This window comes from Hyunsoonleella ulvae (assembly GCF_016827605.1).
Taxonomy (GTDB): Bacteria; Bacteroidota; Bacteroidia; order Flavobacteriales; family Flavobacteriaceae; genus Jejuia; species Jejuia ulvae.
In genome coordinates this window covers 664068-680450 of record NZ_JAEPJQ010000001.1, presented here as the reverse complement: position 1 = coordinate 680450, position 16383 = coordinate 664068, and the positions used below count along the sequence as shown (strand labels likewise).

The window sequence follows — 16383 nt, the reverse complement described above, 5'->3', positions numbered from 1 at the left end:
ACTATTGTTTAAAGATTCCTAAATAATTCATAAAAGGCTCCTCTCCCGTTTCTAACTTCGAAAAATCCGTATCAGAATATGTAGTGCTTAGCAAGGTATTGATGGCACCTAATCTTTTTATTGCCAATGGATGTGATGTGTAGATGGTTTCCATTAAATTTTTTACCAAAAGATCCATCCCGTCTTTTCCCAAAGCACTATAATCTGTCTCATCTAAATCTGTTTGTATATTGTTTACCATACCCAAAGTGGAGGTAAAGATTTTATTCATAAACTTTTGATTACCTGTATAGTCTTTCATGATGTTCCAGAAGTTTGCAGCTTCTCTTGGGTCGTAACCTGCTTCTACCATATAGTAAAGACCAGCTCTATCAGATTGTGTTTCATTCTTTTTATTAAATAAACTCATTACCGTATCGGGAGTTGTATGCTCTAAAGCCGTATCTAAAGCACCACCCAGAACAGAATCCTCGTTCAGATTTATTTTCTTCTTAAAAGTCTTCTTTATCCATTTAGAGGTTTTTTTACCTAAGTTGCTATTGGTAAACCTTGTGGTTTTATACCTTTTTATGCCATGTTCGTAGGTTACGTGAGCAATTTCATGACCTAAAACAGCAGCTATTTGGGCTTCATTTTCCATTAGTTTTAATAAGCCGGTGTGAATAAAAATCATGCCATTTGGTAGGGCAGAAGCATTTGGTATCTCGTTTTCAATAACATAAAATCTAAAAATCACGTCATGTTTCTCAGAAAAGCTCTCTTCTTTAGCATATGCAGGGAGTACGCTATTCCCTATCATGTTAATGTATCCTTGAATACGAATATCATCTAACAACTTAAATTCCAAGTTTCCCATTTTTATAGTGCCATTGTGTAGTCCATGAGCAGCTTTAAACACATTACTTGGTATACTTTTATATTGATTGAGGTTAGAGGCATCAAAATCGTTTCTTAAACTCATCATAAACTCTTGGTCAACCTTACCATAAGTGTTTTTACATACTTCTATTTTGGAGGCCATATAAACGCCGTCATTATTTTGCTCGCCATAAACAGTTAGGAAACTACCTAACTGTAGTTCATCAAAACCTAAAAAACTTCGTCCTTTACTACAGGCGCAATCTGATTCTCCTTTACACTCAATAGTGGTGTCATTCGTTAATGCTACTTTTCTTCCATCGATAACGGCATTATCCCCCTCGAAAGATTCAAATACACCTTCAAATTTTTTAACCTCACCATGATCATCTTTATCCAATATAACTTTTGTTAATACACGTTTTCTGTTTTCAATTGCTATGCCCACATTTACAGTGCTGCCTATCGAGATGTTTTCTTTTGGGATAGATTTTTTTTTGCCGACGAGAAATTTTGTTTTGTCGGTAACATCAAAAACAAAGTTTTCTTCATCGTAGTTTATAGTAATGGTTTTATAGGGTGCTGCGAATTCAAAAACTGTGGCTTCTTCCCAGATTTCTTCCTTTTGCGCAAATAGGAATTGAGTACAAAATAGGAGTACTCCATACCATAAAGGCTTTAGATTAGTTTTCATTATTGGTTGCTTTTTAGTGGTTATTAAAATAGTACACTAACAAACCTAGATAGTATGATTTCTGAGTAAATACGGGAACCCGTAAAACAGGAGGGTTTTGCGCTAAGGCGCATAAATAATAGTTTAAATAAAAAAGAAGTAAGAATTATATTAAACCTAAATCTTTGGCATTGGCGATTAACTGTATTGTAGTTTTTGCCTTAAGTTCATCTTTCAATCTGTTAAGTCGTTTTTCAATAGAACTTAAACTACTTGGAGATATATCCTTAGATTTTAGATACGCAGAAATTTCCTCTTGTGTCTTTCCTTTAGAGAGCTCACGAAGTATAATAGTGTCAAACTCCTCAAGGGTAAAGACCTCATTTTTTTGAAACGTAGCCGTTACTTCAGAAGATATAAAGTGTTTTCCTGTTTTTACGGATTTAAGCGCATCAATCATATTTTTAGTGCTGTTACGGCCTTTAAAAACGTAGGCTGAAATATCGTACCAATCTATTAACTTTTTAACAACCGTAGGGCGCTCCTCTACAGAATATACTACTATAGGGATGTTATAGTTTTGGTTGCGCAATTTTTTAATTAATTGTTCTCCAGATGAAATACTACTATTTTTATAGTCTTTTTTAAAGGAAAGGTCGGTAATTATTAAATCGAATGGAGCTTGATCTTGTTCTGCTTTTAAAAACTTTAAATAGGCATCATCACAATATTGGGTCATTGTGATATTTTTAATATCTAAATCCTGTTCTAGTTTTAGGGACATGCCGTGCCCAATACTGTCTATATCTTCAACAAGGAGTATTTTTTTAAACATGAATGCGCGCTATTTAGGAATTGTAATGGTAATAGTTGTTCCATTACCTGTTTCAGAATCAAATGTAATTTTCCCATTAACACCTTCAATACGGGAAACCGTATTTTTAAGCCCAACACCTAATTTTTGATCTTCTTGTAAACCAATACCATTATCAGAATAACTAATACGTATTAGTTTACTTTCATTTTTAAAATTTATAGCAACTACTGTAGCTTCACTATGCTTTTTCATGTTTACCATAAATTCTTTAAGTGTTCTATGTATAGCGATACATTTGTGGTCTGATAGGTTTTCCCAAGAGATAGAATTTAATCCGCTTACAACCACATTGGTCTCTTTGTTGTAAAAGGTACTTAGCGCATCTTTAAGCTCTTCAGCAAATGCAGCACCGGTAGCAATTTCCCTGTTATCGTGGGATATTGATCGGGTTTGGCCATATATTTTTTCTAAATTATCCAGTAAATAATTTTTGTCTTTATTGGGGTTTTGTTCTATGGTTGCCATTAAACCATAGATATCGTTAGAGAGCTCATCATGCAACCGTTTACTAATGAGTTGTTCTGTTTTGTAAACCTCTTTTAATTTTTCTTTTTTGTGGCGTTGCCTTAAGGCATAGTATAAGGATATACCGGCAATTAAAAGCAAACCACTAAGCGACAAAAACAGTGTTTTTTGTGTTTTTTGTACGGCTAATGCTGCTTTTTCTTCTACGGCTTGTTGTTGTAATTGTTGTATTTGTGCTTTTTCTTGCTCATCGTCGTATTGCATTTTGGCAAACTGGGTTTTTACTTTTAGCTCTTGATTGTACAAACTGTCTTTTAAAAAGATATAGCGGTCTTTATAAGTTACCTGTTTAGGATATAATGCCATATAAAGTTTCAAAGCATCAGTTTCAGCCCTAGGACTTCTCAGCACTTTAGAAATAAGTATTAAAGTATCTAGATATTTGCTCGCTTTATCAGGGTTTGTTTTAGAGTGGTATTTTGCTAAATCAGTATAACTTTGTAATTGTCCGCGTTTGTCGTTTATTTCTTTACGAATATGTAGTGCTTTTAAAAAAGCTGGCAATACTTTTTTATTACCGTTTAGCCATTGCGCATAACTTAAATTATGTAATGCCCTAGCATAAAGCTCAGAGTCTTTTTGTAATAGGGAATCCTTTAATATTTTTTGTAGTATTGGTATGGCATCAACATGGCGATTTTTTTCAATATATGAAAAGGCTAAATTATTTTTATAACTAATGACGTCACTTTTAGATTCAGTTATTTCAATAGCTTTTTTATGATATCTTATGGCGTCAGAATAGTTTAATAATTTAAGATTATTTGTTCCCAACTCATTATATGCAGAAGCTAAATACTTTTTATCTGTATTCTTATTTAGATAAATTATAGCTTCTGTTAAACTTTCTTTAGCACTGAAAAAATTAGTTTGATTTTTTTGTAATAGAGCAATACTTAGTAAGCTTTTTCCAACTTTGGAAGAATCTCTAATAGCAATAAAATTATTTTTGGCACGGCTATAATAGTAAAAAGTACTGTCAGATAAAGTAGTAAACTCATCATAATAATAACCTAAATTGTAAAATGCTCTGCCATTGTAGTGTTTATTATTTAGTGTTTGAGACTGTTTAAGTAATAATTTATTGTAATAGCAAAAGCTATCCTTCTGATGTAGTCCTAAATGAACGATACTTTTCTTAAAGATAATAGTTAGGTGTATAGAATCTAATTTGCGTTGTTGGGAAATTTTAAAAGCCTTGTTGAGTAGACTTAGTTGGTCATCAAGTTTTGACTGCTTTTTGCTTAATTCTAATAAAAGATGGGGGGCAAGCTCTTTTTCAGGCATTTTATTGTTTACACAACCTAAAAAGCACATAATAAAGATAAATGCTAGGAGGGTATTATATTTGATTGAGAGACGCAAAGTAGAAAATATGCCTTATGAAGTATTATACACTAAATATCCTATAAATCTAATAAAAAAAACCGTACAAGATGTACGGTTTTTAATTAATAATCAAGATAAGCACAATATATTAGTCGTCTGTGGGTACTGGTTTTACTTCTTGATCTCCTCCCTCAGTTTGCACAGGTACCAATTCCTCATTTTCAGCTTCCAAATCTGTTTTTGTACATGAGGTTGCAGATATAGCTAATAAAACCCCTAAACACACTATTTTAAATACACTTTTCATAATATTAAATTTTAAAAATTAAACTTGCGGTTAAGAAAGTTTTGGGACGTTTACATACTTGCTAAAGTGTTAACCGGTATGACTTTTCAAGTACATGACAAAGGAATAGTTTAGGGGTATGAAAGTGCTGTCATGACCGTCATGAAGGATATGACGTACTGCATTTTGACAGATTTTTTAAGTTTTTTATTTACATTTGGCGTATGCCAATCACAAGACTCTCAGAAACATACCTGCCCGCATTTATTTATATTACAGACCTGATCTTGGCTGATGAACCTGAAATTGACTATAAGAAAATAGCAGATGAAGGGGTGGCAGATAGAAAGGAAATTGATGCACGAACCATAAAGCGTGCTTTTGATCTTAGAGAAGCATTGCAAAAAGATAAACTAGAGCAAAAAGTTTACAAACCATCAGTAAAAACATTAAATACGCTTTGTGGTTATTATTTTGAAAACCCTGAAGAACGATTTTTAAAAATTGCTAAAACACATCAAAAAGAAATACAAGATTATTATAAACAGCATACACCTAAGCATGAAGTAATACAAGCAGTTTTTAAATCTAAACCTGAAAAGATTGCTTTTATAGAAGAGCAGCAAGAGCAGTATATATCGTTTAAAAAAGATGTAGAAGAACAAACGTTAAAAACCTTAGTGGCCAACATGGAACAGAAGTTACTAATGCGTTTTGAGAATTTACAGGAAAAAATGAATGATGATTTGGCTATTAAAACCAGAATGATTGCACATTTAGAAATAAAAATTGAAGAATTGCAACGTAAATTAAAACAGGCAAATTTTGCTAACAATACTTTGGGAGCTATAGGCTTGTTTTTCGTATCAATTAACTATGATGCGGTAAGTACTGAAGATATTTTTGAAGAATTTTTAAATGATTTTGAAGGTTTAGAAGAGGATTTGGTTGATGATTTGATTTAATAGAAAAGGATGAACTTAAAAACAGAACGTAAAATAAAATTTTGGCTTGCTACCATCTCTAAAATTTTAGTAATGGCTCTAGTGCTTTTTAAGCTCACGGATTATGTGTTTGACGAAGAGAAAACAGACAATACTACAAACAATGATGCTTTAATTGATACTTCTCAAAATAAAGAAGTAGCAGATTCCATACCTAAGGTTGATACAGATAAAATAGAAAAAACGAAAATGCAGGTAGTACCTGCTAAGTCCAAAACCTCAGAACAGAAAAGTAGTGGGGCTATAACACAAAAAGCACCACTAACTACAGCAAAATTACATTTAGTAGACGATAGTTTTGTATGGCTAAAAGACAAACGTAAATTTTTTTTAAAGCTTGCTAATTCTGGAGCTGCTGCGGCAAAAGATGTTACAGTTAATGCTACCCTTTCTTATGGAAAAGAGCAACAAACAATTTCTGTAAAACAAGAAAGTAGTATAGATGCTAATGGTACAGTAAGTTTAGATTTTACTAGTTCTAACCTTCTTTACACTACCTTACCCAAAACTATTTTGTTGTGTGTAGCCTTTAATAATGCCAATAAACAAAACCATTGGTGTAAATATATTTTGGGCAATAAAATAACAGGGGATGGGGCCATAGAAATGCGCTCGGTGTATTACAAAACCTTATCAGTATCCAATGGCACCTATAGTAAAACACCTCCTAGCTGTGTACTCCCTAAAAGCACGCAGAATACATCCAGTAACAAGAATAGAAATGACAACTCTGTTGTATTAGATAAAATTAAATCTAGTGCACAATTATTTATTAGGGGATTAAATAGTAAATCTCAAATAACTATTAAAAATACATCAACCCCTAAATTATACACCACGTTAAACTCCATAGAAGCAAGTTCGTACAGTTATGGTTTTAGTACAGATGTAGAGATTGTATCCCATACAAAAACCGAAGCATTGGTAAGACTTACATTAACAGAGCAAGGACGAGAGAACTACATTAAACAGCAAGCGGCTTACCAAGCTCAAAATAGTTCTAAAAATAGTAGCCATTTCTTTAGTTTTTTAAGACTAAAAGGTAATAGTTGGGAGGGTAAATTGGTTAATGTAAATGGTATTTGGAAGTTTGATAACTATTAAATAGCTTACCTAAATTTAAAATCTCAATTATTCTAATTGCCTAATTATTCATTTGAAAACATCTTTTTCCAAAATGTGTTTCTTAACGATTTTTTTACTCATTTTATCTTAATTAACGAAGTTGTAGCCTCGTTTTATGGCTACCCGTAATCATGAAAAACGTATTGAAATTATGTTTGTGGTAAACATAAAACAAATACATCATGAAAAAAATAATATGCGTCTTCGCTTTAATTATTTCTAGTCACTTTACAGTTAATGCTCAAATGTCAGAGGCAGGCTCTTTTGGAGCAGGTTTGGCTTGGACGTCCTTAAATTATGGCGCATCATTAAAATACAACTTCACTGAGACGCATACGGGACAACTCATTGTAGGTTCGGCTAATTACGGTTTCTCTTTCTCTGGTCAAAGTAGTTTGTCTATTACAGGAAGGTATGCCTACAATTTTACATCTGGAGATTTAGATTTCGCTGAATACCAACCGTATGTATACGGACAAGTAGGATACTGGACGTACAAATATGATTTTTTTGGAGGATCATTCAACCAAAATTCTATAGCTATAGGTGCGGGAGGCGGTATAGAATGGACCTTTAACGACTTTATTGAAGGCTTAGCGTTTTCTTTCGAATTAGGTTACACTAATATTTCCTTCGATGGTGTTGGATCTATTGGCGGCTTTAATGGCGGTGGCGGTATCCACTATTACTTTTAAAAATAAACACTTAAAAATTTATTAATCCATAAAACAAAAACAATGAAAACAAAAATTACAATTTTAGCAACTGCATTACTCTTATCCTTTATATCTGGAGCGCAAAATATCATTACAGTTGATAACTCTGTGGGAGCAAATGCGCAATACAGTGATTTGCAAAGCGCAATTTCTGCAGCTAGTAATGGAGATACTATTTATGTGCACGCCTCTGAAACTAATTATGGTATCATTAACATCAATAAACAACTCACAATTATTGGTTTTAGCCATGGGGATGCAGATAAAAAAACCTTTATAGATGACATAGTACTCTTAGACAATGCATCAAATAGTAAATTTAGTGGACTATATATAACTGATGATGTATATACCAATAACAGTACGGTACTTACAGGAATAGTTATTGAAAACTGTTATATTGATAGTGTTTTGTTGTTTTCTAATGCAGGAGTTGATGATATACTGGTTAGAGGAAACATTATTTATCAAATAGGTAGCACAAGTGCATCAAGTAATAATAATAATTATACAAATGCTATAATATCTAACAATATAATTCTGTATTACATTGGGCTTAAAAATTATAATTCTATTACTATTAAAAACAATGTTTTTTTAGGTCCTTATTTTGATTATCCAGTATATAATGCCCGTAGTGTAGATGGTAGTGTAACAGCTCAAAATAATATATTTTATTTTAACAGGTCTAGTAGTTTCGATCCAAATGCAGCAGGTGTAATTTTCGAAAACTGTTTAACTTATAATCTGGGATCTGGAAGTATTACGGCGCTTTCTGGCTCGAATAACATAAACGACCAAAACCCAAATTTTGTGAGTGCAGACGATACAAGTTTTAACCCGGCTATAGATAATTATAATTTACAAGCTGGTTCTCCAGCAATTGGTTCAGGGACAGGAGGCGTAGATATGGGAATTTATGATGGTAGTGTATTTAGCTTTAACAACTCTGGTTTTACAAATGGCATTCCTACTGTAAAAATTACAAATATCACTGATAGAATTGCTCCAGAGGCTAACTTAAGTGTAACTATCGATACAAATGCTAATTAATATGGGACGACTTTTATCGAGTGTCTTTTTACTATTTAGTGTTTGCTTTTGCTTTTCGCAAACCATAACTAATGCCGAGTATTTTTTTAATACAGACCCAGGAGTTGGTAACGGTACAGCATTAGTTATAAATAGTAATACGGGACAACTAACGCAAACATTTTCCATTCCTACTACAGGCCTCTCAGATGGATTTCACAGTTTATATGTTCGTACATACAATAGTGATAACAATTGGAGTTTGTATGACAGAAAAAGCTTTTACCTCAAAAGTTTTTTAACTTCAAATATAACGGCGGCTGAGTATTTTTTTAATACAGATCCAGGAGTAGGAAACGGAATAGCTTTAACTGTAAATAGTAATACAGGGCAATTAACGCAAACATTTACTATTCCAACGAATGCATTATCTGAAGGGTTTCATAATCTTTACATTAGAACCTTAAATACTGATAATAGTTGGAGTTTATACGATAGAGAGGTATTCTATGTAAAGCATTTTGATGCATATACAATTACAGCTGCAGAATATTTTTTTAATACTGATCCCGGTATAGGAAATGGAACATCATTGAGTGTGGATACCAATTCTGGAACCTTAACGCAAACGTTCTCTATTGCGACTACTGGATTACCCGAAGGGTTTCATAATTTTTATTTAAGAACCCAAGATAGTTCTGGGAATTGGAGTTTGTATGATAGGCAAGTTATTTATATTAAAGATTTTGATGTATCTCCTGATGAAATTAGTGCAGCCGAGTATTTTATTGATACAGATCCAGGTGTAGGAAACGGAACTTCTGTAGTTTTTAGTAATCCATCTTTATCTACCCAAACACTCAATATCGATTCATCTGGACTAGCAGAAGGAGATCATATTTTTTATATAAGGGTTCAAGATACAAATGGAGACTGGTCTATTTATGATTCTGCGAGTTTTAATATTGATGCGAGCCTTAGTACAGAGAGTAGTTTATTTAGACTCACAAAACTATATCCAAATCCGTTTTCTGATAGGTTAGTGATAAATACACCTAATAATATCAAAATAACAAAGACAGAGATATATGATGCAATAGGGAAAACAGTCTATTCAAACACAGGGCATAAAAATATTTTAGATTTAACTAGTTTGAATCAAGGTATTTATATTTTGAATATAAAAACTGATACAGGCAGTGCGTCCTTTAAAATAGTAAAAAACTAAGTTGCTATTTCAACAAGATTCCTCTTAGGGAATTATTAAAAAGCAAATCTTTATCGATTTGCTTTTTTTATTGTGCATCCCGCATAAATTCTTCAACTTTATCTACCATATTTATGCTTCCACAAATAAAAGGGACGCGTTGGTGTAATTCCGTAGGCTCTATATCCATAATTCGGGTAAAGCCATCACTTGCTTTTCCGTTAGCTTGTTCAGCTAAAAAAGCCATAGGATTACATTCATAAAGCAATCGAAGTTTACCATTAGGGTTTCTGGAACCTTGAGGATATAAATACACGCCACCTTTGATCATATTTCTATGGAAATCTGAAACTAAAGAACCAATATATCTAGATGTATATGGTCGCTCTCCTTCTTCGGCTTGACAATATTTTATATAGTTTTTTATGCCTTTAGGGAAATCAAGGTAATTCCCTTCATTTACAGAATAAATAGTGCCATCTTCTGGGAACTTCATATCGGGGTGAGATAAATAGAAAGACCCTATTGCAGGGTTTAAAGTAAACCCATTAACACCGTCTCCAGTGGTATAAACAAGCATGGTAGAGGTCCCATAAACCACATATCCAGCAGCTACTTGTTCACTTCCCTTCTGTAGAAAGTCTTCTAACTGTACAGGTGTACCTATTGGAGTTACTCTGCGGTATATTGAGAAAATGGTTCCAACGGAGACATTTACATCAATATTAGAAGAGCCATCTAAGGGATCTATAAGTACTACATATTTGTTTTGGTGATTTTCATCTTGGCTATTTATGGCAATAAAATCATCTTCTTCTTCGCTAGCCAAGCCACAAATTATGTTACGTCGCGTAAGGGTTTGTATAAATTTATCATTAGCATAAACATCTAATTTTTGTTGATCTTCACCTTGAATATTTGTATCTCCTACAGCACCAATAATATCCACCAATCCTGCTTTGTTTACTTCATGATTAACTACCTTGGCTGCTAAACGAATAGAGTTTAAAAGACTTGATAATTCCCCAGATGAATATTTAAATGATGACTGGTTTTCAATAATAAATTCTCCTAAAGTTTGCTTCTTTTGCGACATAAATGTTTGAGTTTAGTAATACAAATATCTATAAAATTTCAAGAATTACAACGTTTTCGTAATTTATAAGTATAATAAAATATGAACTTTAAACTATATTTGAATTCTATACAGATAAGTTATGGAATTGATAATTAGAGACTCGAAAAAAGAGGATATGTCACAGGTATTAAACCTAATAAAAGAACTAGCTGTTTTTGAAAATGAACCTGAGGCTGTTGAAGTTACTATAGAAGATTTAGAACGTGATGGTTTTGGTAAGCAACCCCAATTTCACTGCTTTGTTGCTGAGGTCGATGCTAAAATAGAAGGTATCGCTTTGGTGTATAATCGCTATTCTACGTGGAAAGGTAGAGCTATTCATCTAGAGGATTTAATAGTAAGTGAAGCTATGCGGGGATATGGTTTAGGGTCTAAATTATTAGATGAAGTTGTTAAATATGGACATAAATTAGGTGTTAAACGTATCAATTGGGAGGTTTTAGATTGGAACGAACCCGCAATTAAGTTTTATGAAAAAAATGGCGCTAATGTAATGCGTGATTGGAATGTAGTACAATTAAACGAAGAAGGTATAAAGCAGTATATTTCTAAATTATAGCATGCAAGTATTTAAGTTTGGTGGCGCTTCAGTAAAAGATGCTAATGGTATTAAAAACATGGCAACAGTCTTGCAAACCGTTGGCTACAAAAACACCCTAGTAGTAGTTTCTGCAATGGGTAAAACTACTAATGCTCTTGAGGCTGTGATATATAATTACTTTAATAAAAAAACGCATCTTAAGAGTGCTTTACAAGAGGTAATTAAATTTCACAATAATATTTTACTGGACTTATTTGAAAACGAATCCCATCCCGTTTTTAAAAAAACAAATATGCTTTTTAGAGAGCTTGATGCTATTTTAAGCACTAATAAATCGCCAAATTATAATTTTGTTTACGACCAAATTGTCTGTTTTGGAGAATTAGTATCCACTACCATTATTAGTGCTTATCTGGATAGTATTAATATAAAAACACAATGGATTGATGCCAGAATGCAGGTTAAAACAGATAGTTACTACAGACGCGCTAATGTAAATTGGGAGGAGACACAGCATAACATTGCTTCTAACTTTAAAAAGAGTAGTTTAAATATTACCCAAGGTTTTCTGGGGAGCGATGCTAACAATTTTACAACCACATTGGGAAGAGAGGGAAGTGATTACACTGCAGCAATTTATGCCTATTGCCTTAATGCCAAAAGTGTAACAATTTGGAAAGATGTTCCAGGTGTTTTAAATGCTGACCCTAGATATTTTGATAATGCCCAATTATTGCATCAAATATCTTATGAAGAAGCCATAGAATTAGCCTTTTATGGGGCTTCAGTTATTCATCCTAAAACTTTACAACCACTTCAGCGTAAGGAAATCCCGTTGTATGTTAAATCTTTTTTAAATCCAAAAGAAGAAGGTACCCGTGTAGGTAAAGGCACTGCCTTACAACCAAATATACCATGCTTTATAGTGAAAAAGAATCAGGTGTTATTGTCATTATCCTCCTTAGATTTTTCATATATCGTTGAAGACAACATTAGCGAAATTTTTCAGTTACTGCATACCTATAAAATGAAAGTAGATGTGATACAAAACTCAGCTATAAGCTTTTCGGTTTGTATAGATAATATTTTTAATAACCTAGAGCAACTATTGCAACATCTTAAGGCTAAATTTAAAGTAACCTGTCATGAAAACGTTGCTTTATATACCATTAGACATTACAATAATGAGGCTTTAAAAAAGTTAGAAGAAGGCAAGACGCTGTTATTAAAACAATTAACACAAGAAACAGTACAAATAGTTACCAAATAGTTTTATTTATTACTTTTACGCTAATGGGGAAACAGCAAGATATTGGATTGGTAACAGCAAAAGAAGTTGCTACGGCTATACAGCTTGATAAGTATGGGTTTTTAGGTACTTTTATAGGTTGGATACTCATGAAGGTACTTAAAATTTCTACGCTAAATAAAATCTACAAGCGTAATAAACATTTAAGCGATCTTGAATTTTTAAATGCTATTTTAGAGGATTTTCAAATTAAGTTTGAAATACCAGAAGAAGATATAAAACGCTTACCCAAAGACGGTGCTTACATTACTATTTCTAATCATCCTTTGGGTGGAATAGATGGAATTTTATTGTTAAAATTAATGTTAGAGCAACGTGCAGATTTTAAGATAATAGCTAATTTTTTATTGCATCGTATTTTGCCGTTAAAGCCCTACATTATGCCTGTTAATCCTTTTGAAGACAGAAAGGATGCAAAATCCAGTATAGCAGGTTTTAAGAATGCTATTTTGCATTTGCGTGAAGGTCACCCACTAGGTATTTTCCCAGCAGGTGAGGTTTCAACTTATAAAGATGGAAAATTAGTAGTAGATAAACCTTGGGAAGAAGCAGCCATGAAGTTGGTTAAAAAGGCAGAAGTACCTATTGTACCTATTTATTTTCACGCAAAAAACAGCAAATTATTTTACAAGCTTTCTAAAATAAGTGATACGTTTAGAACAGCAAAACTACCTTCGGAGTTGTTAACCCAAAAGCGAAGAACCATAAAAGTTAGAATAGGAAAACCTATTTCGGTAAAAGACCAAAAAGAGTATACTGCATTAGAGGATTTTTCAGAATTCATCAGAAAGAAGACTTATATGCTGTCTAATGCTTTTGAGGATAAATCCAAAATTCTAGATAATATATCATCATCATTAAAAGTACCTAAACCTCCAAAGAATATAGTCACACCAGTTGATAATACTATAATGATTGAGGAGGTGGAATCCTTGAGGCAGGATAAGTCCAGACTTTTAGAAAGTAAAAATTATGAGGTGTTTTTAGCAGATGCTAAAAAAATCCCCAACATCCTAAGAGAAATAGGCAGGTTAAGGGAAATTACATTTAGGGAAGTGGGAGAAGGTACCAACGAAGCCATAGACTTAGATGATTTTGATAACTATTACCATCATATGTTTTTGTGGGATAATGACAAGAAAATTATAGCAGGAGCCTACAGAATGGGGTTAGGTTCTAAAATATTTGCACGATATGGTATAAATGGTTTTTACCTACAGGATTTATTTAGATTTGAGCCAGAACTTTATAAAATGATGAGTGAGTCCATAGAAATGGGGCGTGCTTTTATCATTAAAGAGTACCAGCAAAAACCAATGCCTTTATTTTTACTTTGGAAAGGTATTGTCCATACTACCTTGCGCTATCCCGAACATAACTATTTAATAGGAGGGGTAAGCATTAGTAACCAATTCTCAAACTTCTCAAAATCCTTGATGATTGAGTTTATGAAGTCACACTATTACGACCCTTATTTGGCACAATATGTACGTCCTAAAAAGGAGTTTAAAGTAAAATTAAAGGATGCAGATAAAGACTTTGTTTTTGATGAAACAGCAGCAGATTTAAACAAATTTGATAAGTTTATCGATGAGATAGAACCTGGAGCTTTAAGACTCCCAGTTCTCTTAAAGAAATACATAAAGCAAAATGCAAAATTGGTAGCATTTAATGTAGATCCACTCTTTAATAATTCCGTGGACGGATTAATGTACATTAAAATAGCTGATTTACCTGAGAGTACTGTTAGACCCGTAATGGAAGAATTCCAAGCTGAGTTAGAACAAAAGCTTATGGAAAACAATGAGGGCTAATTTCTTTCTTTTAGTAGTTATTTTAACCAATTTAATTGGGTATTCCCAGACGCTTTCAGGTACTGTTTTAGATTCCAAAACCAAAACCCCAATTGAAACAGCTACTGTTTATTTTGATAATACAACCCTAGGAGTAATTACCAACAGTGATGGTAAATTTTCTATAAAATATTCTGATGCTATAAAATCACCCTTAATTATATCCTTTTTGGGTTATAAAAAACAGGTCGTTACTAATTATAGAACGAGTAATACTTTAATGATTTTACTAGAAGAAGACTACGAAAGTTTGGAAGAAGTTGTTGTAAATGCCAATGACGGACTAACACGAAAGCAAAAGCTTCGATTTTTTAGAAGAGAATTTTTAGGACTTTCGAGGTTTGGTAAATCTTGCACTATTCTAAACGAGGATGATATTATACTACGTTACAACAAAAAAGAAAGAGTATTAACAGCTCATTCTAAAGCTCCTTTACGTATTACAAATAACGCATTACAATACAATCTAACTTACGATCTAAATTCCTTTACATTAGAATTTAATCCCCCAACTCCAAACCAAGGAGCCTTCAGTGTGAAAAGAGTAGGATTTCTAGGTAATTCGTATTACCAAGATTTTGAGGATTTTGATAAGAAAAAAGCACGCAAAAATAGAAGAAAGGCGTATGATGGTTCTAAACTACAATTTATGCGTGCCCTTTATATCCAAAAATTTAAAGAAAACAAATATCAAATCTATTCTAAAAATACCCCTGTAGATCCATGGAAATACTTTCATGTAGAACCAAAAGGCAATACCGAAATAAAACGTGTTTCATTATCGCAACCTTTAAATATTCTTTTTAAGAGTTGGGGAAAATCGAGTATTAAGTTTGAGACACCTTCAATTTTAATTGACTATTACGGTAATTATACAGAAGCAGATAAGGTAATTTTCGCTGGTAAAATTGCAGAGCAGCGCGTTGGAGATTTATTACCTTTTGGTTATGGGTTAGACATTATTGAACAATGAACACCATTAAGTTCATAAAAGACTATTATAGACCTATTCAACCAAGTGTCGGATTATCAGACAACAGTATTATCTACACAGAAGTTCATCCAGAAAAACAGTTGCAAAATTTCATTTACTGCTTTTGGCAGTTAAAAACCAAGCAGCAACTGGAATCTTCATTTATTTATCGTGTGGTATCAGACGGTTGTATCGATATCTTTTTCAATCATAATAACCTAAAGGAAAGCTTTGTGATGGGTTTTTGTAGAAAATATACTGAATTCCCAATCGGAAAAGAGTTTAACTATATTGGTATTCGGTTTTTACCATCAATATTTCCTTTAGTATTTCAAATTGATGCTAAAACATTGAGCAATCAAGACCAAGCGTTGAAGGATATTCTTCCTGAGATTGCAACCCAATTAAAAACAAGTATTAATCCTTCAGAATCTTTTTCAACTGTAGCTAAAAAATTGAATTACATTGTTGCACCCTATATTTTAAATCAATCATTCGATTTTGACAATCGATTTTTTAAAGCACTACAGCTCATATTCAAAACCTCTGGAAATATTGAAACCGAAAATGGCTTGGATACAGGGTTGAGTCCTCGTCAACTAAGACGCGTATTCAATTATTACATCGGCACAACACCAAAAGCATTTGGTAAAGTAGTACGGTTTCAGCACTTTTTAAACATGAAACCATCTTCCCAAAGCTTGAAAGCCCAAAAACTATTTTTTGATGTTGGGTTTTACGATCAAGCACATTTCATCAAAGATTTTAAAACCTTTTACGGTGTAACACCATCGCAAGCGTTTAAGTAAGCTTGTCCGTTTTTTACAATTTTTCCTCTAGCATAGCTTCTAAATTTGTATCAACAAAATATTAGAACTATGAAATGAGCCACTATGACAATTTGTAATACCTACCAAAATGTTTGATGGCGATTTAC

At 32.8% G+C, this 16383-nt stretch carries 15 protein-coding genes; 10 read left to right on the top strand and 5 right to left on the bottom strand.

Annotation, left to right across the window (positions count from 1 at the left end; all coding sequences use genetic code 11):
• Window position 1: 1 nt before the first annotated feature.
• The 4 genes from JS605_RS03265 to JS605_RS03250 form a co-directional block, all read right to left on the bottom strand.
• Window positions 2–1552 carry a M48 family metalloprotease gene (locus JS605_RS03265; RefSeq protein WP_203256232.1) on the bottom strand — a complete coding sequence of 517 codons (1551 nt, stop codon included), beginning with the start codon at window positions 1550–1552 and terminating at the stop codon, window positions 2–4.
• 145 nt (window positions 1553–1697) lie between these two features.
• A complete protein-coding gene (locus JS605_RS03260) occupies window positions 1698–2366 on the bottom strand; it encodes a helix-turn-helix domain-containing protein (RefSeq protein ID WP_203256231.1) in 669 nt (222 codons plus the stop codon).
• A 9-nt stretch (window positions 2367–2375) separates the two neighbouring features.
• Window positions 2376–4220, bottom strand: a complete 1845-nt coding sequence (locus tag JS605_RS03255; protein WP_203256230.1) for a tetratricopeptide repeat-containing sensor histidine kinase — start codon at window positions 4218–4220, stop codon at window positions 2376–2378.
• Between the two features lie 190 nt (window positions 4221–4410).
• A complete protein-coding gene (locus JS605_RS03250; RefSeq protein ID WP_203256229.1) occupies window positions 4411–4569 on the bottom strand; it encodes a hypothetical protein in 159 nt (52 codons plus the stop codon).
• Between the two features lie 203 nt (window positions 4570–4772).
• Here JS605_RS03250 and JS605_RS03245 point away from each other — a divergent pair, with 203 nt between their 5' ends.
• The 5 genes from JS605_RS03245 (at window position 4773) to JS605_RS03225 (ending at window position 9653) form a co-directional block, all read left to right on the top strand.
• Window positions 4773–5513, top strand: a complete 741-nt coding sequence (locus JS605_RS03245; protein WP_203256228.1) for a hypothetical protein — start codon at window positions 4773–4775, stop codon at window positions 5511–5513.
• A gap of 9 nt (window positions 5514–5522) precedes the next feature.
• Window positions 5523–6656 (top strand): hypothetical protein, encoded by a 1134-nt coding sequence (locus JS605_RS03240; RefSeq protein WP_203256227.1) that lies wholly within the window; start codon window positions 5523–5525, stop codon window positions 6654–6656.
• 203 nt (window positions 6657–6859) lie between these two features.
• On the top strand, window positions 6860–7372 hold the full coding sequence (locus JS605_RS03235) for a hypothetical protein (RefSeq protein WP_130936298.1): 513 nt from the start codon (window positions 6860–6862) through the stop codon (window positions 7370–7372).
• A gap of 42 nt (window positions 7373–7414) precedes the next feature.
• Window positions 7415–8446 (top strand): right-handed parallel beta-helix repeat-containing protein, encoded by a 1032-nt coding sequence (locus JS605_RS03230; RefSeq protein WP_203256226.1) that lies wholly within the window; start codon window positions 7415–7417, stop codon window positions 8444–8446.
• A gap of 1 nt (window position 8447) precedes the next feature.
• Window positions 8448–9653: a T9SS type A sorting domain-containing protein gene (locus JS605_RS03225; RefSeq protein ID WP_203256225.1), complete on the top strand. Its 1206-nt coding sequence runs from the start codon at window positions 8448–8450 to the stop codon at window positions 9651–9653.
• Window positions 9654–9720: 67 nt separating this feature from the next.
• Here JS605_RS03225 and fbp read toward each other — a convergent pair whose 3' ends face one another.
• Window positions 9721–10728 carry a class 1 fructose-bisphosphatase gene (gene fbp, locus JS605_RS03220; RefSeq protein WP_203256224.1) on the bottom strand — a complete coding sequence of 336 codons (1008 nt, stop codon included), beginning with the start codon at window positions 10726–10728 and terminating at the stop codon, window positions 9721–9723.
• Window positions 10729–10849: 121 nt separating this feature from the next.
• Between fbp and JS605_RS03215 the strand changes: the two genes are divergently transcribed.
• From JS605_RS03215 to JS605_RS03195, 5 genes are read left to right on the top strand one after another with little or no spacing between them, the layout of a single operon-like run.
• Window positions 10850–11329 carry a GNAT family N-acetyltransferase gene (locus JS605_RS03215; RefSeq protein ID WP_203256223.1) on the top strand — a complete coding sequence of 160 codons (480 nt, stop codon included), beginning with the start codon at window positions 10850–10852 and terminating at the stop codon, window positions 11327–11329.
• Between the two features lies 1 nt (window position 11330).
• Window positions 11331–12581: an aspartate kinase gene (locus JS605_RS03210; RefSeq protein ID WP_203256222.1), complete on the top strand. Its 1251-nt coding sequence runs from the start codon at window positions 11331–11333 to the stop codon at window positions 12579–12581.
• A gap of 23 nt (window positions 12582–12604) precedes the next feature.
• The gene (locus JS605_RS03205; RefSeq protein WP_203256221.1) at window positions 12605–14434 is read left to right on the top strand and encodes a GNAT family N-acyltransferase; all 1830 of its coding nucleotides are present in this window, start codon (window positions 12605–12607) and stop codon (window positions 14432–14434) included.
• Window positions 14424–15446: a carboxypeptidase-like regulatory domain-containing protein gene (locus tag JS605_RS03200; RefSeq protein ID WP_203256220.1), complete on the top strand. Its 1023-nt coding sequence runs from the start codon at window positions 14424–14426 to the stop codon at window positions 15444–15446. The genes JS605_RS03205 and JS605_RS03200 overlap by 11 nt, the downstream gene beginning before the upstream one ends.
• The gene (locus JS605_RS03195) at window positions 15443–16255 is read left to right on the top strand and encodes an AraC family transcriptional regulator (RefSeq protein ID WP_203256219.1); all 813 of its coding nucleotides are present in this window, start codon (window positions 15443–15445) and stop codon (window positions 16253–16255) included. The genes JS605_RS03200 and JS605_RS03195 overlap by 4 nt, the downstream gene beginning before the upstream one ends.
• The last annotated feature ends 128 nt before the right edge of the window (window positions 16256–16383 follow it).